Below are 22336 nucleotides of genomic sequence, written 5' to 3' on the forward strand. Positions count from 1 at the left end.
CTAGTAACCAAATAGGGGGAAATCAACATGATGCTTATGTAAACTGCAATTCAACAATAAGCATAAGAGTAGACGCCCTCAAACTACTTTAGTTCAAAAATAAATTTAAATTTATTGAAATAATGCAACGGCTCCCAATTGCAGGCATAAAAAAAGCCAGCTCAAAATGGGCTGGCTCAATCATTACTAAAATTAGTAACCAAATAGGGAAATCAACATGATGCTTGCGTAAACTGCAATTCAACAACAAGCATAAAAGTAGACGCCCTCAAACTACTTTAGTTCAAAATAAATTTAAATTTGTTGAAAATAACTCGTGAACCAAATAGCAGGCATAAAAAAAGCCAGCTCAAAATGGGCTGGCTCAATCATTACTAAAACTAGTAACCAAATAGGGGGAAATCAACAATGATGCTTGTGTAAACTGCAATTCAACAACAAGCAAAGAAGTAGACGCCCTCACGCTAATTTAGTTCAAAATAAATCAGGCTAATTTGAAATAATGCTAACTTTTTATCAAAGAAAGCATTTGTTGTTCGTCAAACTTTGTAAAACTCATTGATTTTTCAGTAAATAATGCATCAACAAGCGCTTGCTTATGTTGTTGCATTTTAAATACTTTTTGCTCAATTGAATTCGCCATTATCAGTTTATAAACAAAAACAGGATTTGTTTGACCGATTCGATAAGCACGATCTGTCGCTTGTTTTTCTACTGCTGGATTCCACCAAGGATCGAAATGGATCACAGTGTCCGCCTGAGTAAGATTAAGCCCTGTACCGCCAGCTTTTAAACTGATCAAAAATACCGACGTTTTACCACTGGTAAATTCTTCGATCACTTTATCGCGATGGCGCGTTTGCCCTGTAAGCAGGCTGAAATTGATCTCCAATGATGCTAACTGCTGCGCAATAATATCTAATGCAGAAGTAAACTGGCTAAAAATAATAATGTTACGACCTTCGCTTAACATCACTGGTAAATGGCTACTCAACCAGTCAAGTTTTGCACTTCTAGCTGAGGTGTGTTCGTCAATCAAACGCGGGTGACAACATATTTGTCGTAACTTTAATAACGCCTCTAAAAAGGCTAATTTGCTCTTTTGCGCGCCTTGGGAAGCAAACAGGTCGACCATTTTCTCTTCTAGAGAATCAGTAATGCTTTGATAAATATCTTTTTGCTGTGCTTCGAATTCAAACTCTTTGATCAACTCTGTTTTCGGTGGTAGCTCTTGTGCTACTTCAGCTTTAGTTCGACGTAAAATAAAAGGCAAGATCAGTGATTTAAGCTCTTTAGCACGATCACTATCAGCGTCACGCTCAATCGGAGTCTGAAAATGCTGCTTAAAATGAGCCTGTGAACCAAGCAAGGAAGGCATTGCAAAATCTAACAATGATTTCAATTCAAATAAATTGTTTTCAATCGGTGTTCCACTTAAACATAAGTTAAATTGAGCATTTAAACGCTTAACTAAACGAGATACTTGCGCACTGTCATTCTTTATATACTGCGCTTCATCAAGGATAATATTCTCGAAATACAACGGTGAGTAGTAAGCGATATCACGCTTGAGTAATGGATAAGTAGTAAGAATGCAATCTGCCTGGGCTAAATGTTGTAATTGCTCAATCCGCGCGCTACCAAATAGGGTCGTCACTTTAATACTACTGGCGAATTTAGCCATTTCATTTTGCCAATTACTTACCAAGCTCGTTGGACAGACAATTAACGTTGGGCCTGCTTGCTCTCGTTGCCGTGCGTTAGCTAAAAATGCAATAACTTGTAAGGTTTTGCCTAATCCCATGTCGTCGGCTAGTATTCCGCCTAACTGATGGCGTTTTAAGAACTGTAGCCACTGAACGCCTTGCTGTTGATACTCGCGAAGCCGCACGCCCGCATTCAAGCCATGTAACACTGTAGTGGCAGTAGTTGGTGCATCTAGCTCAGCTAAATAAGACTCTAAGCTGTCGTCGACTAAGTTAACCGCAAAACAGCTCATCTTTATTAAATGCACTAAAAATGATAAAGGTATAAGTAATTCATCGCGTGTTTTTATAAACTCAAAACGATCTTTAAAATCAGTAAGCGTATCAAAAGCTGGTTTTGTTATTACTCCAAACTGTTTACCATTTGCATAATAATAAAAAAGTTCACTTTGACGATTAAGTGATTGAAATTCTGAATTATCGTTTGCTAATACGGTGGCAGCTTTAGCGTTTGAGATCATTATTTTACTAACAATTTGATGACCTTTACCACGTTTAACATCCAAGCTGACATTAGTGATTGATTTTTTAATCACTAGTTTTTTATCAGTTACCTTCCAACCACGCTGACGAAGTTTAGGCAAAACCTCGTATTTAAACCAATGCTGATGAATAACTGATTGTTTATTAAAAACAAACTCATTTTGTAAAGCCCCTTTACATAGTTCAAAGCCTAAATTTGTGAGCTCTGTGATAACGGTATTTTCAAGCGATGCATTGAGAATATTTGCTGGTGCTGAGTTTGGAGCGTAATTACCATCTTGATAGTTAAAGGTAAGCGTAAGCTTTAATTGGTTATTGCTATTACTAACATCAATAACCGCGCAAGTATCTGCTACCCGTTTTATTTTTTTACGTTCAGATGATTGGTAATGGGGTATCACACCGTCACCAAAATTTGCAGCTAATTGCTTATAGACACGATCAAAATTAGCAGTATGAATGGCTGGGATCGCTCTGATATGAGCAACTTCTTCACCACTTAGTGGCGTACGTAAACGGCCTATGCGTAGTGACTCTGTATCAAGGTAAGTTGGTGGTGTGGTTTTAAGTAAGAACCAGGATTGTTTACCCGTTAAACTTACATTTAATTGAATAAGATCTTTTTTGTGTGACCACGAAAAACTCAGATCTTCAGCACTATCAGCTTTAATCGACTGACGAGAACGCCCAAAAAACAAACGCTGAGAAGCAATCAACTGCTGTAATGCGTTAAATCCCCATTGCCCTCTAAGCTCTAAATTACCAAGTGCATTTTGAGAACGGATCCAACTGTATAAACGAAAATCAGTTTCGAGTAAATCGGATGGTGTTACAAAACTATTAAGCTGCTGATCAGTAAGGTTTCTACCGAGGGTATACTGATGTTCTGCAGAGAAAGCGGCAATTTTTGGTGTTAAAATAACCCGATTGTTTTCTACATCAAGCACAAATAAAAGTACATTTTTAGCTTGTGCTGACTGGTTTTGCTTAAGTGTTGTTAGCTCTTCAAACCAATCATTCATTATATAGTCTTGGCCGTAATCACCAGAATGATCAATCTTCAGCTTTAACAATACAGCAGCCAAGTGGCGACAGTTAGTTTTGGCATTACATGAACAGTGTCGATCAACTGCAAAACCATTGGCTAACTTCTTTATCTCTATGTGTTGGGTAAAAGTACTGCCTTGATTTCCAAACACCGAGGCATCAATGACAGAGAAATCATGATTATGCTCTAACCAGTTAATTTGACCATTTGCAACGTACTCTTTTGCTTTACTGAGCACATGAGGCTTAAACAGCTGTTTAATAAATCGTTCAGATAAAGGAAATTGAGTCGCTTGCTCTTGCTTGATCTCTTCAAAAATAGCGAGTAGGTCATTCTTAGATAAGTTAGCAGACATATTGCTTAGGGCAGTAAAAAATAAAAATAATTTTACCAGTATATGATTTATCGGCGTCGAGCTAAAGCATTAAAATGATTAAAAAGACTGGTTGGAGCTGATAAGTTAGTAAAAAAATGATCTCAATACAAAAACAGCTGAATTTAATAGTTAAACACAACTAACCAACAATAAACCCACAAGTTATAAACATATTGCTAATAATTAAGCGCGTTTACAGATCACATTTTTACTAAGTTATAAAAAAATAGCGGTAAGAATGAAAAATATAGCTAATCAGTTAGTAAAAAAATGATCTATGAGCTCAATAGTAAGGTTTATTGATATTTCAGATCATTATTTTACTAACAAAACACAGTTTGGGATCAGAATTTTACTAACAAAAAAAGCCTTTAGATCAGATTTTTATTAACTAGTTAAATGCATTTAATAACTTAGTTAGCTGTTCTAAGCGCTTGTCAGTCATCACTTTATTATCAATTTTGATTGATAAATCACCACTTTTTAAATTACGTTGCAAGCTAATGTAATTATTTTCTAGTAGTGCTTCTCGACGTTGAGTTGACTGTGGCTCAGCGGTAAGCAATTTAGTGATCGCCATTGCACGCTTATCATCACCAATAATCTCATCTAAGCTATTATCGTGTGTCAGATGATTTACTTGCTGATTAAAACTATGCTCATCACGTTCTTTTGCTGCAATCAGTTTTTTAGCTACTTCACGGCCAACATGATTCGCTGTTGGATAAAGGGCAAGTACAGCAGCAGGAAGCTTCTCAAAGGCTTTAATTGCATCAGCAATAGCTGTATGCGATACACCTTCAATGGCGGCTACTTCACGGTAAGAGCCTTTTTTTCCCTGTGCAACTAACTCATCTTTTGTTTGTTGATATGCTTGGCCAAGCTCCCAGAGGCTCGGGGCAATATATTGGTCTGACGATACCGCTAAAATCTTAGCATCTAAATCTGTAAAATCACTCGAACTAAGAACCATGTAGTCAGCATTGCCGATTATACATGCCATACGACGACGTGAGCCGGCTAATACCAACGTTTCATCACCTTTGTCCCAACATAGGGCGGGGTGTTGGTTACGACCATCCTCGGCTATTGCAGGGAGTATATCAGCGACAGACTTTTCATTGAGTAATACTTGAACACGACGATTTTTTGCGTACACCTTGGTGGTACTTTCTATTTCAGCATGCGGGATCACTTTGCAAACGAGTGTGATCTGACGATTAGGATCGCTTGGTGCAGGCATTTTGATCACATCGCCTGCGTTTGCTTGTTCTAGTAATTCATCAAGATTGCTATTACCAATTGAAGTAGCAAAAGGATCTAAGCTGGTGTCATTTTTACGTTTTTTAGCCATTTTTTGTTAACTACCTTACTTAGTTTCATTCAATTGAGATTGTGTTGATTGCCAGTTTGAACGGATCAGCATTTCTAATTCATCAACAACATCTTTTATATTTTCTTGAGCTCTGATCAGTGATTCTCTACTTGCTAAGCTGTCAGATGTTTTTTGATCAAAAATAGTATTGAATGACGAAGAGCTCGCTGTAATTGCCGAGCTGTGGTTAATTGGGTAACTCATTACCTGACGACCAAATGCACTGCGTACATCTTTAACGATGTCACGCTGTGAATGATTGCCTTTTACGTAATTAGTTACTAAAAATTGCATAAAGTCCCAGCCTTCATGACCTAAAGATGCAACGGTATGATAGATCTCGCCTAAACGTTTTAAATATTTGTTATTAGCATCGAAATCAACGGCCTCAGGATGCACCGGGATCAGCATTGCCGTAGATGCCATTAAAGCATTATAAAACATGAAGTTAAGAGATGGAGCTGTATCAATTAAAATGATATCGAATTGATCCTTAACCGGATCAATAACTTTTTCTAATAGTTTATGGTAATGACGGGTTTTTTCATAACTTGAACTATCTTTTAGCAATGTTGCTGTTTCGTGTTCAAAGTAAAAGTCATCCATACCAGAAGGCAAAATGCGTATATTTGGGATATGCGTAGGCAAAAAAGCATTTGTAACAAGTTGCTGCCAAGTTTCATCTGGATCTAAATCAATGCAATCTCGCATTAAATCACCGACCGTGATCGGTTCAGGTTCGCTGGGTGGGAAAAAACTCGATGATGACCCTTGCGGATCTAAATCAATAATACCAATACGGTAACGTTTAATGTTAGTCGTAGCTAGGGCTGCAGCAATATTTACCATACTGGTTGTTTTACCACAGCCGCCTTTTAGAGAGTTGATAACAATAACTTGTAATTTATCGTCAACATTGCGGTGATCTGGCTGAATATCCATTATATCTGCCATAGCAAATATATTTACCAAAGTGTAAGCGTAATGGCCGTTAGCGCCGCGTTTAATGTTTAGCTCATCAAAATCACCATTGTCATGGCGGCGTTTTAAGGTACGATTGTTACAGCCTAACAGGTCAGCTGCTGCTTTTTGAGTGTAAGTTCGAAGCTCTTTTTCTTCAGATTTTAAGTGGGCACGATAATGCTGAATACGTCCTGCTAATGATTTTTCTGCGACTTCTGCAGTTGCTTTTAAAAGCCGATAGGTGGATAGCGCATTATTATGAATTGACATACTTTATTCCTCAAAGTTAGGCATTAAGTATAATGTCCATTCAATTGACTGTAAACAACTATTTATGACGACATGGCTTTTAATAACAAGACATTTAGAATTAATTTGTAATTTTAAAATTGCTTAGTATAAATAAAGAAGTTTAAAGGTGGTTAAATATATAAGGTAGTAAAGGTTAAGGGCATAAAATACACACCTAAGTTTTTGATATATATAAATAATAGTAAAAAAAGTGGATCAGGTTTATACTTGGTTAAGATCAGATCTTTAGTAACTGACAGATCGTAATTTTACTAACTCTGAATCTGAGACTTAAGTTATGCACAGTTTGAACACAGGTTTACGCACAAAAACCGCTGTTGAGATCAGTTTTTTACTAAGATAATTAAGAACTTATCCACTTACGATCGGGATAAATAGGCTGTTCAATTAGTATAGATCTGATCTGTAGTAGGTATAGATCAGATCTATGCTAACTGATTCGATGATTATCCACAGGCATTAGTAAAAATTAGATTTATGTCGTGTATTTTTGGTTAAAAAACAAAAATAGACGGACAAAAATATGCGTGAGTTAGTAAAATTTAGACTTATAACCGTAGTGTTAGTAAAAAACTGATCTGAAAATCAAGATCATTAAGGTTACTTAGTAAAATAGTGATCTGAACATATATTTTAATCCCAGATCAGTTTTGTACTAACTTAAACATTTAACTTTTTCTGTTTAATGTGTTGTTATTAGCTGTCGCAATAAAATTGGAAATAAGAACAATGAACCGAAAGGTCAACATCTCGGTAGATAACTTACCCGATACATTACGGGGTCAGATCCACGGGGTGGAAAGTGCAATAGATAACGAAAGCCTCGCATTATTTACAGACAATAAAGATGTGCGAGTTTCATTAGAAAATGCAGCGCATGGACTAAGGGCCTATTCGAATACTTTTAATCATTATGATTTGTGGGGACGTTTTGTTCGCTCAGGCCATAAAAAATTACCACTCGAAGAAGCGCCTAAAAAAACCATTATTACTCGAAAAATATCCGAAAAAGTGGATGGCATTTTGTATGATGGTGAAATTAAAATTACTCCAGCGGTAGTAAGTACCCGTAAAGACGGTGAAGATGTTGAATATTTAGTTTGGCCATCAGATCGTGAAGAAAAAGTAGAACGTGCATTAATCCGTTTAGCTTCTAAAGGTAAAATTGTTAAAATCAATTTTAAGTCCGGTATTCAATATGCCGTGGTTTTTTCGATGAACGAATTAGCGCAAGAACTTAAAGCTGTTGGGCAATCAATGCCTTACCCACAAATCAAAGAAGCATTAGAAGCACTGCAAGGTTCTAAGCTATCGTTTAAGTATTCAGCGACAGATACTAAAAATACCAATATTGATGATTCATTTTACGAATCAAATATGAACTTTCTTTCTTCTTTGCACTTTAGTGGTAAAAAAGGGCAGGGCGGTAATGTTAAATGTGTTGCGTGCTTGAATGCGTTTGTCCATAACATGATCGATAACCTTGAATACAAAGGTTACTATTTCAATAGCGCGCAAGAATTAAAGCGCGGATTATCTCGCTGGATGATGTTGCGTCTTTATCATCTTTGGCGCTATGCGGCACCAGGAAAAACATATCATTTTAGATTGTTATCTATCATGGAAAAATATGGCTCAATCTATTCAACTGACGATATCACTGAAAATAAATTAAAAGCATTGCGTCGTGATATGACCACTACGATGAAAGATCTTATCGAAAAAGGTGCTATTTCAGAATATAGCATTACTAATGTTAAAGATGATAAAACTGGCAACATTGTCGATTATACATACGAGATGCATCCTTCAGATCAGTTTTGTGATGAAATACTTACTTTGAATAAGCATAACAAACGTATTGAAATTCAAGGTGGTAAACGCATAGTTGAAAATGCAGTTTTAATCGACGAAGATAAAATTGAAGAAATAGTTAAAGATTAACTTACTGCTTAAGCTTATTCTGACTAAGGCCGCTATATAGCGGCTTTTTTAACATAATTATTTATCAACTTGTTCCAAATATAATCTATCAACAAGAAAATCATACTCTCGTTTACGCGGATGGCTTTGTGGTTTTTGATAATCTGATAACGTACCTAGTTTTACATCCGGTTCAGGGTTTATCAAAATAAAAGGTAGTGCGGCACTAACATGATAACGATTTTGCGCGGTGTATCTCACATTTACTTGTGGGCTAACGCGGGTTGGGCGTCTTATTCGTAACTTATCTTTATCTCCTAAACTAGCGACACGTAATTGTTCTTGAGCAACGAGTGTTTGCCAACTGAGTTGATCTATCATTCTAGGATTGGAATAACCGGCTGATTTTTCGAGCATGGCTAGTGCCATCTTTTTTGTCAGTGTTTTAGTCGCGTGTTTGTGCATCCAGGTAAAACGAACTGAAAAAGGGGAGTTTACTTCAAAATGAATTTTACGGTACGCGGCGAGTGTTATTAAATTTGGTATCGCATTATGAACTGCTTCAAAGCGAGCATCATTATTATCAATGGCTAGAATACATTCTTTAAATGCAGCTTTAGCTTTATTTAATTGTTGAATTCGAGCAACAAGTTGTTTTTGATCCGCATTTTTTATTACCAGTAACCCAGGGTGACGTTTTAAAACACGACTACTTAAGCCTGATTTTTTATAGATATCGTTAAATGAATTTAAAATCAACTTTTGGCCCGTAGCACCTGTAATTTTCGTAACATTGATCGATTGAGGGACTATCTTTTCATCGTTACTATCAATATCAGGCAATTGATAATAATCAGCCTTTGAATAATCGCATTGCATTAAATCATCAATAAAGTGATTAGTTAAATCACTAAGTAAATCGAACTGACTGCGAATTTGTACTTTAGTTACCATAAGAACACATCATACAATATAGATGATAATAGTCTACCATAGCCGCAGTTAAACTAAAAACAAAGCAGCGCATAATCACCTGTTTATACATTGTTAAATTTTACTCGATGTTAAGTATATATTATAAATTAATGAAGTATGATGTGTTCTTTATTCTTGGTAAGTATGTTTAAATATTGCCTTTGAGCTGATGATTAAGTACATCATGTTGCTGCAATTGCATAATCTCCGATCCGATAGAAGTATTTACCTCAAGTATAAGTTGTGTAGTTAAAGGGTGAGGACTAACTCTATTGTAGTTTTCAGTTGCCAATGGATACTGGTATATCAATGCAACAATTTACGGGAGCTTATTGATGTGACCAATTCTATAAATTACTCATAGGCACACTATTTCAATTTTGCTTCAGGGGATTATCTAATTTGAAACAGCTTACAAATTATCAGTCGTGCAGTTGCAGTGAGTAAGTTTATGGCTGTGAGCACAAAAATAAACTGCGCTTACAGACTTTATAACCATGAAGCTTAAGTAATCGTCGATATAGTTAAAGAGCTGAACTACAGTGATAACAAGCTGTTAAACCTATCTAGTTTAAGCCAGGCATTATAAAAATGTTGTATGAACGCTGAGAAATAGGCCAATAAGATGTATAGGAGTTGGAGTCAAACCAGCGCTCGAATTTTACAATTACATACTATTACCTTAATTTAATTGCAGTGTCATTCAGGCTTGAATTGACAACTATCAGTAATTTGAGATACGTGCCAACATGAATCAAACAAGGTAGTTACAAGCAACATCAGACGAACTGAATTTCATTTAATTTAGGTATACCTCTTTATTACTCAGCACCCTTAGCACATATTTTAAACTTCAGCCATTTGATATAAAAAAAATCTAATTTCAACTGTAAAGTTAAGGTTACATAGCATTGCAATTTAAGTATGATGTGTTCTTATTTTCAGTTGTAGAGTAGGCACTTAATTTATTTACTAAGGTCTCGCTGTATTATTTAATTTTATGTTTTATATTAATAAGTTAAACAATACCCTGTGCATATTTTAAAAAATAAAAAGGTGGCAGAACAGTGCAAATCATCAATAATATTTATCTCATAACTAAATAATTGATAATTAGCGAATATAGTCCTTGAACAGGGGCACTGCATACGTTAATTTTCATCTATCAGGTAAATGTAGGAATGAGGAAATTAATATGCAGTCGTGGAACCCAAATAGCTGGAGAGAGCTCCCAATACTTCAGCAGCCACAGTATCCAGATCAAGAAGCGCTGAAAACTGTTGAAGGCCAATTAAAGAGTGCACCGCCACTGGTCTTCGCAGAAGAGACCCGTAGTTTATTTAAACAACTAGAAGACGTTTGTGAAGGCCGTGCCTTCTTACTTCAAGGTGGTGATTGTGCTGAATCATTTAGTGACTTTAATGCCGCTAATATTCGTGACACATTTAAAACAATATTACAGATGGCAGTCGTACTAACTTATGGCGGTAAATGCCCTGTAGTTAAGATTGCGCGCATGGCAGGGCAATATGCTAAACCACGCTCAGCAGATTTAGAAACCATTGATGGGGTATCTTTACCTTCATACCGTGGTGATATCGTAAATAATTTTGAGTTCACTGAACAAGCGCGTATTCCCGATCCACAACGCTTAATGACGGCTTATCATCACAGTGCAGCAACATTAAATTTATTACGCGCATTTGCACAAGGTGGACTTGCAGATTTACATCAGGTAAATCGCTGGAACATGGGTTTTGTTGCCGCAAACCCACTTAAAGAAAAATACCAACAACTTGCGGATAAGATTCAAGATGCGCTTGAGTTTATGGAAGTGTGCGGTATTAACTCAACAATTGCACCAAGCCTTAAAGAGACTGATCTATACACCTCTCATGAAGCGTTATTACTGGGGTATGAAGAAGCGCTTACTCGCCGTGATCATCTATCTGGCGATTGGTATGACTGCTCAGCACATTTTGTTTGGATTGGTGAACGTACTCGCCAACTTGATCATGCACATATCGAATTCTTTAAAGGTATTAAAAATCCAATTGGGGTAAAAGTTGGCCCAGGAATGGATCCTGACGACTTAATTCGTTTAATTGATGCGCTTAATCCAGATAACATCCCAGGGCGCTTAACATTAATTACACGTATGGGTGCTGATGTACTTCCTGAAAAGTTGCCGGCCTTAGTACGTCGCGTTCAACAAGAAGGCCGTAAAGTAATTTGGAGTTCTGATCCAATGCACGGGAATACTGAAAAAGCGACATCAGGGTATAAAACCCGAAGCTTTGACAATATTTTGCGTGAGATCAGCCAGTTCTTCGCAGTTCATAAAGCTGAGGGCTCGTATGCAGGTGGTGTTCATTTAGAAATGACTGGCCAACATGTTACTGAGTGTACTGGTGGTGCTTACGGATTATCTGATGACGACCTAGCACAGCGTTATCGCACACAGTGTGACCCACGTTTAAATGCTGATCAGGTATTAGAACTTGGCTTCTTAGTTGCAGATTTATTAAAAGACGCACGTAAGTAGAGTTAGTCCAAAAAATCAAAAGCCGCAGATGCGGCTTTTTTAATGTCCGATATTATTTTTATACCTTGTGGAACTATAATTAGCTATATTGAAGTTAGTACTTACGTCGCTCAAGGTTAGTATCAGAAATGATCTTAGCGGAAATTTCTTCTACAGAATGATGGGTCGAATTTAAATACGCCAGCTTATGTTTTTTATACAGCATTTCAACTTCGCGTACTTCGATTCGACATTGCTTAAGTGATGCGTATTTTGAATTAGCCATACGGCGTTGGCGAATATCAGCCAACCTGACTGGATCAATCGTTAAACCAAACAGCTTATGCTTATAGGCTACTAAGCACTGTGGTAAGTTACCCGAATCTAAATCTTCTTCAGTGATAGGGTAATTAGCTGCTTTAATACCATACTGTAGCGCTAAATATAAACTAGTTGGCGTTTTACCACTGCGGCTTACGCCGACCAAAATTATATCGGCTTCAGCATAGTTACTAATATTAGCGCCGTCATCATTAGTAAGCGCATAGTTCACGGCATCAATTCTAAAGTCATAACTTTTTTCATGCATTGAATGAGTACGATGAATTTTAGGCACAGGCGCTACTTTTAGTTCTTGCTCAATTTTCTCACTAAATGTAGTTAAGAAATCATAAGTAACGGCGGTCGATGAGCGAATAATTTCACTTAAATTGTGATTAACAAAAGTAAAAAAAACCAATGGTTTTTCGCCTTCGCGTTGTGCCGTTGCATTGATCAATGCTTTTATTTCGTTCGCTTTTTTTTCAGTTTCAACAAAAGGGATAGTTTTATGATTAAATTCAACGGGAAATAATGACAAAGTGGCGTGGCCAAATACTTCAGAAGTGATAGCTGTACCGTCAGAAATATAAAATGCAGTTCTCATATTAACCTTTTTATTACGTTTAATAGTTAAAATAGCCACCCTACGGTTTACGTAAGGTCTATTGCCAGTGTAGAATGAAGGTGACCTTTTTAGAAGGTTTTCTTTCTTAACTCTCACAGTTATTACTACAATTTGTTTTTTTGGAGAAAGATCCGTGCAAGAATACGTTCTCTGGTATCAAGAGCTTGGTATGCAAGATGTTCCTCGTGTTGGCGGCAAAAATGCCTCACTCGGCGAAATGATTTCTAACCTAGCAAACGCTGGTGTACAAGTCCCAGGTGGTTTTGCTACTACCGCAGACGCATTTAATGAGTTTCTTGAGCAATCAGGACTAAATGCAAAGATCCACGACATTTTAGACACACTGGACGTGGAAGATGTAAATACACTAGCAAAAGTCGGCGCTGATATTCGTCAGTGGATTATCGACACCCCATTCCAACCTAATTTAGACCAAGCCATTCGCGACGCATACAGCCAACTCCACGGCAATGCAGCAGACGATGTTTCATTCGCAGTACGTTCATCAGCAACAGCTGAAGATATGCCTGATGCATCATTCGCAGGTCAACAAGAAACCTTCCTAAATGTACGTGGTATCGACTCAGTAATGGTCGCCATCAAGCATGTGTTCGCATCGCTTTTCAATGACCGTGCCATTTCATACCGTGTTCACCAGGGTTATGATCATCGCGGCGTAGCATTATCTGCGGGTATTCAACGCATGGTACGTTCTGATAAGTCATCGTCTGGCGTTATGTTCAGTATTGATACTGAATCAGGTTTCGAAGATGTCGTGTTTATCACCTCAAGTTATGGTCTAGGTGAAATGGTTGTACAGGGCGCAGTAAACCCTGATGAATTTTATGTTCATAAACCAACACTTGCTAAAGGTAAGCCATCTGTAGTGCGCCGTAATATTGGCTCAAAAGCGATTCAAATGATTTACTCTGCCGATCAAGCGCATGGTAAACAAGTAGAAATCGTAGATGTAGATGCAGCCCTTTCAAATAAATTCTCAATTACCGATGCCGAAGTTCAAGAGCTTGCAAAGCAAGCTGTGATCATCGAAAAACATTATGGCCGCGCGATGGATATCGAGTGGGCAAAAGACGGTAATGACGGCAAGCTATACATTGTACAAGCTCGCCCTGAAACAGTTCGTTCAAACGAAGATGCGAATGTTATGGAGCGTTTTCAACTAAATGGCAGCAGTGCTGTTGTCGTTGAAGGACGTGCCATCGGCCATAAAATTGGCTCAGGTGTTGTTCGTGTACTTGATTCGATTAAAGAAATGGATCAAGTTCAACAAGGTGACATTTTAGTAACCGACATGACTGATCCAGATTGGGAACCTATCATGAAACGTGCTGCAGCGATTGTAACTAATCGTGGTGGTCGTACATGTCACGCGGCAATCATTGCCCGTGAGTTAGGTATTCCAGCAGTTGTAGGCTGTGGTAATGCAACTGACCTAATTAAAGCAGGCCAAGAAGTAACCGTATCATGTGCTGAAGGCGACACTGGCTTTATTTATGAAGGTATTTTAGATTTTGAAATCCTCACTTCACGTGTCGATAAAATGCCTGAACTACCAATGAAAATCATGATGAACGTTGGTAACCCAGATCGTGCATTTGATTTTGCACGCTTACCACACTCAGGTGTTGGTCTTGCGCGCGTTGAATTTATTATCAACCGTATGATTGGTGTGCATCCTAAAGCATTGCTAAATTTTGATGCTCAAACAGATGAGTTAAAAGCTGAAATCACACAGATGATTGCCGGTTATGAATCACCGGTTGAATTCTATATTGCTAAATTAGTTGAAGGTATTTCGACCTTAGGCTGTGCATTTGCACCAGAGCGTGTAATTGTTCGTATGTCTGATTTTAAATCAAATGAATATGCTAACTTAGTTGGCGGACAACAATACGAGCCTGAAGAAGAAAACCCAATGATTGGTTTCCGTGGCGCAGCACGTTATATTTCGGAAGATTTCCGTGACTGTTTCGCACTAGAGTGTGAGGCAATCAAACGTGTTCGTAACGACATGGATATGGCCAACATTGAAATCATGATCCCATTCGTACGTACCCTTGAAGAAGGTAAACGTGTTATTGAATTACTTGAAGAACATGGTCTTAAACGTGGCGAAAATGGCTTAAAAGTAATCATGATGTGTGAACTTCCATCAAATGCATTACTTGCTGATGAATTTTTAGAACATTTTGATGGCTTTTCAATCGGTTCAAACGATTTAACGCAACTTACGCTTGGTTTAGACCGTGACTCAGGATTAATTGCCCATTTATTTGATGAGCGTAACCCTGCAATCAAAAAACTACTTTCTATGGCAATTCAAACTGCCAAAGCAAAAGGAAAGTATGTTGGTATTTGTGGTCAAGGTCCATCAGATCATGAAGACTTTGCTGCGTGGTTAGTAGAGCAGGGAATTGATTCTGTTTCACTAAACCCAGATACAGTACTTGAAACTTGGTTATACCTTGCTAAAAAATTAGCAAAATAATCGTTAAAGTATAAAAAATGCCAGCGTTATTGCTGGCATTTTTGTTTACTCAATATGTTATAGCCTATTTATAACTTTTATCGGGCTAACTTCTTATCTAAGAACGCGCAAGATTTTGTCAGCGCTTTTTGGCAAATTGCTAAATAATGGCGTGCTTTAGGGTAATAAAAAGAGAAACACATAAGCCCTGCAATAAAAAAGATCAAAGAAGGGCCTGGTACAATAGCAAAAAATAATCCCAGCAACATAAATAAACTGCCGACTAAAACTAATACACATTTTTTCATTTCAATTCCCTCGCAATTAAGCATCTACTATGAGTATAAGTAATCACAGTCTTTTTACGATAAAAAGAGTGTTACAAACTGTAAAATCTTCAATTTCTATTGCTCTTTAGCATGATATAATCGAACAAATGCCTTAATTTACTACCGTCATGATAGCAACTATTAGCCAACAAGATGCCGCGACCGATTTAGTCGCAAGTTACTTAAAAACTATAATTAAACAAGGGTTTACTGGCGACACTGATGCAAGTTATGCCACTCGTATAACTGCATCAACTGATAACAGTATTTACCAGCAGTTACCGCAAAGTGTTATTTTTCCTAAAACTGAAAAAGATATTCAAATTGCTCTGCAAACTGCTGCACAAGACCCTTATCTATCGCTGACTTTTGGACCTCGCGGCGGTGGTACAGGCACCAACGGTCAATCATTAACTCCCGGGATCGTAGTCGATTTATCACGTTATATGCGAGAAATCCTCGAAATTAATCCTGAAGAAGGTTGGGTTAGAGTGCAAACGGGCGTGATTAAAGATCAACTAAATGATTTTTTACGCCCTTATGGATTTTTCTTTGCACCTGATTTATCAACGAGTAATCGCGCAACAATCGGCGGAATGGTTAATACCGATGCATCAGGACAAGGCTCACTGGTGTATGGTAAAACTAGCGATCATGTTTTAGGACTTACCACTTATTTAGTCGATGGCACACAAATGTCAACGACACCAATAGACATTGATAAAGCCAAACTAATTGCCGAACAAAACACTACAATCGGTAAACTGTACGCAACAGTGCTAGATATTTGTTTGTCTGAGCGGGATGCAATTTTAGCCAAGTTTCCACGTTTAAATCGCTTTTTAACCGGATATGACCTAGAACATGTGCTAAGTGATGACTTACAAACTTTTGATATGAGTAGGCTAATAACTGGCTCAGAAGGTTCGCTTGGTATTGTTACTGAGGCTAAATTAAACATCACACCTATTGCTGAATTCAAAACTTTAATCAACATCAAGTATGATAGCTTTGATTCGGCACTGCGGCATTCACCATTTTTGGTCGATGCTCGTGCTACCTCAGTTGAAACCGTTGACAGCAAAGTTTTAAATCTTGCACGTGAAGATATAATTTGGCATTCAGTATCGGACTTAATAACCGATGTGCCAAATAAAGATATGCAAGGGCTTAACATGGTTGAGTTTAATGCTGTATCGCCTGATGACATAAAAGACAAAGTTGAGTCGCTATGTGCATTACTCGATGATTGCGTTGCACAACAAAAAAACGGCGTAATTGGTTATCAACTTACCAGCAGTAAGACTGATATTTTAAAAATTTATGCCATGCGTAAAAAATCAGTTGGCTTGTTGGGTAATGTTAAAGGCGCACAAAAACCTTTGGCGTTTGCTGAAGACACCGCCGTACCACCTGAGAATCTTGCAGATTATATTGTTGAATTTAGAGCTTTGCTCGATAGCCATAATTTACAATATGGCATGTTTGGTCATGTTGATGCCGGTGTATTACATGTTAGACCGGCACTTGATATGTGTGATCCCGAACAAGAAAAATTACTGCGAGTGATCTCTGATGAAGTTGTTAAACTCACAGCTAAATACGGTGGTTTAATGTGGGGCGAGCACGGCAAAGGGTATAGAAGTGAATATGGCCCTGAGTTTTTTGGTGAGCATTTATTTAAGCAATTACGACTTATAAAATCAGCTTTTGATCCTAACAATAGGATTAATCCCGGAAAAATATGTACTCCGATTGAAAGTAAGGACTCACTAGTCAGTGTTGACGGTCAAAAGCGTGCGTGGTTCGACAGACAAATTTCGGTTGATGTTAAAACTAGTTTTAATAATGCAATGACATGCAATGGTAATGGTATTTGCTTTAACTATGATGAAAACTCTCCTATGTGCCCATCATATAAAGTAACCGGTGATCGTCGTAATTCACCTAAAGGTCGCGCAAGTTTAATGCGCGAATGGTTACGATTACAAGAAGCAAAAGAGATTGATTTAATTGAGGTTGAAAAAGAACTTAACAAAGGTGAAGTGATCACCTGGTGGGAACGTTTTCAACATAGCCGCGATAAAAAGAAAGGCGTATATGATTTTTCTCATGAAGTTAAAGCCTCAATGGATGAGTGTTTAGCGTGTAAAGCATGTACCACAGCGTGCCCAATAAAAGTTGATGTACCGACTTTTAGATCACGTTTTTTAAATTATTATCACAGTTACTACGCGCGCCCACTTAAAGATTATCTAGTCGGTAATATTGAAGCCAGTGCACCATTAATGGCCAAATTTTCAAATGTAATAAACCCAATTGTAAAAACTAAATTAGTCAGCTCATTAATAAAAAAATCTGTTGGCTATGTTGATACACCCGTGCTTAGTTCACCACGTTTAACAAAACGGATTAATAAAACACACGAATTTAATTTTGCACAACTTTCAGGCTTATCTCCCGAGCAACAAAGTGAGTATGTACTAATTGTGCAAGATCCGTTTACCAGTTTTTATGAAGCTGAGCTGGTAGAAAGTTTTATAAAAATAATTTCCGCACTAGGTAAGAAGCCAATACTGTTACCGTTTAAGCCAAATGGAAAACCGCAACACGTTAAAGGTTTTTTAAATGAATTTAAGATCACAGCAAAAAATGCAGCAACATTTTTAAATTCATTATCTGAAATAAATGCACCACTTGTAGGTTTAGATGCATCATTAGTAATGTGTTATCGGGATGAATATAATTCTATTTTAGGTGATGAACGTGGTGAATTTGAAGTGCTACTTGCTCATGAATGGTTAGCAACACAATCTTTTAAATCATTAGCTAACAAAGTTGATAGCAATATAACATTTACGTTATTAAGTCATTGTACTGAAACAACCGCTTTACCAAAAGCGGCGAATGTATGGCAAACAATTTTTACTGACTTAGGCCTAAAACTTAATACAACAGCAACAGGGTGTTGCGGTATGGCAGGTACATATGGACATGAAGCGCAAAACCAGAAAAACTCTCGAGCATTATATGAAATGAGTTGGCAAGGTGTTGTAGAGAAAAATAAACCTGAGCAATTATTAGCAACCGGTTTTTCTTGTCGTAGCCAAGTTAAACGCTATGAAAAATTCAAACCAAAACACCCAATAGAACTACTAGCAGATAAGCTAAGCAATAACATTTAATATAAAAATGCCGCACGCTTTTAAAAAGGAATGCGGCATTTTTTATATCGTTTTTTTATTTTAAATAACTATCAGCAATAGGCTTGGTGCTCATACCATGAATAAAAACACTAAATAAAATAGTTGTCATAGCAATCGTAGCTATAAGGTATTTATTTTCGATGCCGCTATCGATCACCATTAAAGTAAATACAATAGATGCTAAGCCTCTCGGGCCAAACCAAGCAAAAGTAAAACGTTCTTTCATTTTTAATTTAGTAAATTGTAATGACAACATCACAGGGATAATTCGAATAAGCGTTGTACTCAGTAGTGCAAATACAGTAAGTGCCCATGATAATTCTGGCAAAACTAAATAGCTGCATACAAAACCAAATAAACACCAGATCAACAAACCAGTAAAGTCCGCGATGTGTTCACTATCTTCAACGAGTTTTAAGCGTAAAGCCTGATCGGTAAATCTATCAAAAATTAATCCAGCAACAAACACCGCAATAAAACCACTGCTATGCAAACTTTGTGCGATTGAAAAAATGGCCATTGCCATACCAACCACTAAAAATGGGCTACTATTATTTGAAAAATAATGACGTTGCATGGCAAATTTAATCGCGGGAATGATCAATCCCATTGCAGCAACTGCAACCAGAATAGCCACACCTAATTCACGCGCAAAAACAATGACCGTATCAAAAACCGAAAATGTAGATGCAGGCTCTTTTGCTAACAACATCAAGACTAAAAATATTGGCACACATAAACCATCGTTTAAACCACTTTCAGTATTGATCCCTTCACGAATTTTTTCAGGCACCGCGCTGCTATTTAATAATCCTTTACTAAGCGCTGCATCTGTAGGCGTTAATATTATTGCAACTAGTGCAGCTTGAATAAGTGTCAGCTGGGTAAACATTAAACTCGCAATAATAATTCCAGCAAACAAGGTAAGTGGTAAAGCAATAAAAAGTAATAGGCTAGGGTATTGAAAACTGTGTTTTAAAACCATCAGTTTGGTTTTTGCGGCATCAGTAAATAAAAATATGCTCAGTGTTAATTCTATTAAAGGTAATAAGTGATCTAAGTCTCTGGTTAAATATGCCGTTTTACTTGGTAGCATAAACCCGATCAACGCACCGATAATAACAAAAAACATAGGTCCGGTAATTTCAGCTCGCTCTAATTGATGCATAGATAATGAATAAATTAAAAAGGCTAAACCCACTGCAGTTAATACAACATATTCCATTTAGATTTTCCTTTTAAGTCCAGATTTTGCTCGTTCTTTGATATTTGTCTGAATATATATTTGATCGGTGGTGGCAATTTTTGCATGTCCTAAATCTTCTGATAAATGTTTTAAAGGGCGAGTTTGTGCATCATGCGTAGCACCAGTATGTCTGAGCCAATGCGCTGTTGCCGATTCTAGTTGCTCGGCATCATCAGTAAAGCCATCATCAAGTAAAGATTGTTTGGCTAAATCAAAACTTTGTTGAACTAAGCGACGAATTTGTCGAACGGTCATTCCGCCTTGACCACGAATTTTATGCACCAATGGTTCAGATTCATCAACGCGGGGCAGGGCTGGTAAACCTCGGTACAACCTATAACGTTTTAAATAAGTTACAAAATCTTCACTGAGTGTGACATCACGTAATTTATTTCCTTTACCCATAATTCTTAAAAACCAAAAGCCATCATTATCTTGCCAAAAATGAGACATAACAGGCGACCATTGTGGTCGCTCTGATAGTTCAGAGATCCGTAAATAAAGACCTTTTAAACACGCTAAGGTAAATAAATTTCTTTCAAGATCAGGTTGTTGCTCACACTTATCACGTGTGACACCAAATACATATTCCCATTGAATATCACTCAAGGTATCAGGAATTTTTATTTGTGATTGCACAACTAAATAAGGGCTATTCTTTTTTACAACCGGTACAAAGTTAGCAAAGGTTTTTTCTTCTAAAATAGCAAACTTGTAAAATACATTTAAAGCAGTAAACATGGCCGCTAATGTTTGTTGGCTAGCAATAGATTCTTTGAGCATAAAAGGGCGCCAATTTTCGTTTAATCTACGGATCCCTTGCTCATCTTTATAGCGCCATTGCACTGAAGTCATCGCCCAGCTTTTATCGGGTTCGACCATAAAATCGACATAGGCTTCTATGTCTTCACGTTTTAATTCAAATACTGATTTTTCTGCGACTAACCAAGACCATAGGTAAAAGCGTTCGAGTTCGTTCCGAAAACGATTATATGTCGCTTCTGATTTTCGGCCATAAACATATAAAAATTGATACAAAAATACTAATTCTTGCTTAGATTCAGCGACAGTCAAGCCAACTTGCTGTATAAAGGTGGCAAGTTCTGGGTATTCTGATTGCATTGTATCATCTTCAAGATGGGCAATTTGATACCGTAATTGTTTTAATGTATCGACCAAAGCAACAAGCATAATATAGTTATTTCTAATAAAATAAAGTAGTTACAGTTTAACTTTAAAGTCCGATACTGTCTAGTATTGGACTTAGTGAATAATTATATTGTTAAGCTAATCAGATAATACCAAGGCAATGTTGCTGGTTTAAGGAAGGCATATGAAAAAGTTAATAGTTTTAAGTTTAGTTGCACTTACATTAGTCCTGTCTGGTTGTGCTACAACAGGTAGTGCTTCTCCAACTGAAAAGCGTAATCTAGTGCAAAATATGCGAGCAGATACACTCAGTAAATTATACAAAGAAAAACCAGATGTTAAAGAGCAAATTAAAAATGCCGCTGGTTATGCAGTATTTGATAATGCTAATGTCAATGTAGTTTTAGCCAGCTTTGGTGGCGGTTATGGTGTGGTTAAAAATAATTTGACGGGTAAATCAACTTATATGAATATGGGTGAAGCTGGTTTAGGACTTGGTTTAGGTGTTAAAGACTTTAACGTTGTAATGGTTTTTCATAATCAAGCTGCGTTAAATCGTTTTATTGAAAATGGCTGGGCCTTCGGTGGCAATGCCGATGCAGCGGCAAAATACCAAGATAAAGGCGGTGCACTTGTTGCCGAAGCCATTGCAGATCAAGTAACTGTTTATTCATTAACCGAAAATGGCCTTGCATTACAAGCCGTACTAAAAGGCACTAAATTCTGGGTAGATTCTGAGCTAAATTAAGACCTCAAAACCCTTCTAAAAGTGGGCTAGTTCGTATGATTACGCCCACTTTAATTTATTTCAGCCTATTTAACATAACGTAATTTATGAGGTATCAGCTATCAGCTATCAGCTATCAGCTATCAGCTATCAGCCAAAAATAACTTATAGCTTAAATTTTTCAATTAGTTTTAATTCAAATTTTTTATAGCTATACTTTTATCAAACGCGTCAGCTAAAGCAAATTTAAATAATTTATCTAGGCTATTTTCTCCTACTCGCCCATGGGCAGATTATAGAATTTGATATCACGACAACAAAATGACTACGCCTTGGGGTATAGTAAAACCATCTCATTTACAGTTAGTACACCGATATAAATGTTCTGCTAAGAAATCAGAGCAAATGTACCAAAACCTCAAAAGACAGACATCTACACAAGATAAGTATTTATTTGAATTACAGAACCAATTACTAGATATTGTTGGTGATATTTCAGA

Annotated in this window: 13 protein-coding genes; 5 read left to right on the forward strand and 8 right to left on the reverse strand. The window is 37.2% G+C overall.

Annotation, left to right across the window (positions count from 1 at the left end; translation table 11 throughout):
* Nucleotides 1–505: 505 nt before the first annotated feature.
* The 3 genes from H5183_RS06120 to H5183_RS06130 form a co-directional block, all read right to left on the reverse strand.
* Entirely contained in the window at nt 506–3652 is a 3147-nt protein-coding gene (locus tag H5183_RS06120; RefSeq protein WP_145239006.1) for a DEAD/DEAH box helicase, read from the reverse strand.
* Nucleotides 3653–4064: 412 nt separating this feature from the next.
* A complete protein-coding gene (locus H5183_RS06125) occupies nt 4065–5027 on the reverse strand; it encodes a transcriptional regulator (protein WP_182731207.1) in 963 nt (320 codons plus the stop codon).
* 15 nt (nt 5028–5042) lie between these two features.
* A complete protein-coding gene (locus H5183_RS06130; RefSeq protein WP_145239012.1) occupies nt 5043–6281 on the reverse strand; it encodes an AAA family ATPase in 1239 nt (412 codons plus the stop codon).
* A gap of 771 nt (nt 6282–7052) precedes the next feature.
* Here H5183_RS06130 and H5183_RS06135 point away from each other — a divergent pair.
* Nucleotides 7053–8267, forward strand: coding sequence for a replication protein A (locus H5183_RS06135; protein ID WP_145239015.1), 1215 nt, complete (start codon nt 7053–7055; stop codon nt 8265–8267).
* 57 nt (nt 8268–8324) lie between these two features.
* On the opposite strand, the gene H5183_RS06140 is transcribed toward H5183_RS06135, so the two are convergent.
* Nucleotides 8325–9200: a DNA replication terminus site-binding protein gene (locus H5183_RS06140; RefSeq protein WP_145239018.1), complete on the reverse strand. Its 876-nt coding sequence runs from the start codon at nt 9198–9200 to the stop codon at nt 8325–8327.
* 1216 nt (nt 9201–10416) lie between these two features.
* Here H5183_RS06140 and H5183_RS06145 point away from each other — a divergent pair.
* Entirely contained in the window at nt 10417–11766 is a 1350-nt protein-coding gene (locus H5183_RS06145; protein WP_145239021.1) for a class II 3-deoxy-7-phosphoheptulonate synthase, read from the forward strand.
* A 94-nt stretch (nt 11767–11860) separates the two neighbouring features.
* Here H5183_RS06145 and H5183_RS06150 read toward each other — a convergent pair whose 3' ends face one another.
* On the reverse strand, nt 11861–12670 hold the full coding sequence (locus H5183_RS06150; RefSeq protein ID WP_149980299.1) for a pyruvate, water dikinase regulatory protein: 810 nt from the start codon (nt 12668–12670) through the stop codon (nt 11861–11863).
* Nucleotides 12671–12824: 154 nt separating this feature from the next.
* Between H5183_RS06150 and ppsA the strand changes: the two genes are divergently transcribed.
* A complete protein-coding gene (gene ppsA, locus H5183_RS06155; protein ID WP_182731208.1) occupies nt 12825–15200 on the forward strand; it encodes a phosphoenolpyruvate synthase in 2376 nt (791 codons plus the stop codon).
* 77 nt (nt 15201–15277) lie between these two features.
* Here the strand turns inward: ppsA and H5183_RS06160 are convergent, their stop codons facing one another.
* Nucleotides 15278–15487 (reverse strand): PGPGW domain-containing protein, encoded by a 210-nt coding sequence (locus H5183_RS06160; RefSeq protein WP_145239030.1) that lies wholly within the window; start codon nt 15485–15487, stop codon nt 15278–15280.
* Nucleotides 15488–15636: 149 nt separating this feature from the next.
* Here H5183_RS06160 and H5183_RS06165 point away from each other — a divergent pair, with 149 nt between their 5' ends.
* Complete coding sequence (locus H5183_RS06165; protein ID WP_182731209.1) at nt 15637–18693, forward strand: FAD-binding and (Fe-S)-binding domain-containing protein; 3057 nt, start codon at nt 15637–15639, stop codon at nt 18691–18693.
* A 55-nt stretch (nt 18694–18748) separates the two neighbouring features.
* On the opposite strand, the gene H5183_RS06170 is transcribed toward H5183_RS06165, so the two are convergent.
* Both H5183_RS06170 and H5183_RS06175 read right to left on the reverse strand, forming a co-directional pair.
* Complete coding sequence (locus H5183_RS06170; RefSeq protein WP_182731210.1) at nt 18749–19939, reverse strand: sodium:proton antiporter; 1191 nt, start codon at nt 19937–19939, stop codon at nt 18749–18751.
* Complete coding sequence (locus tag H5183_RS06175) at nt 19940–21151, reverse strand: tyrosine-type recombinase/integrase (RefSeq protein WP_145239040.1); 1212 nt, start codon at nt 21149–21151, stop codon at nt 19940–19942.
* Between the two features lie 142 nt (nt 21152–21293).
* Between H5183_RS06175 and H5183_RS06180 the strand changes: the two genes are divergently transcribed.
* Entirely contained in the window at nt 21294–21857 is a 564-nt protein-coding gene (locus H5183_RS06180) for a YSC84-related protein (protein WP_145239042.1), read from the forward strand.
* Nucleotides 21858–22336 lie beyond the last annotated feature (479 nt).

The sequence above is a fragment of the Pseudoalteromonas sp. SR44-8 genome, from assembly GCF_014163635.1.
GTDB lineage: Bacteria > Pseudomonadota > Gammaproteobacteria > Enterobacterales > Alteromonadaceae > Pseudoalteromonas > Pseudoalteromonas rhizosphaerae.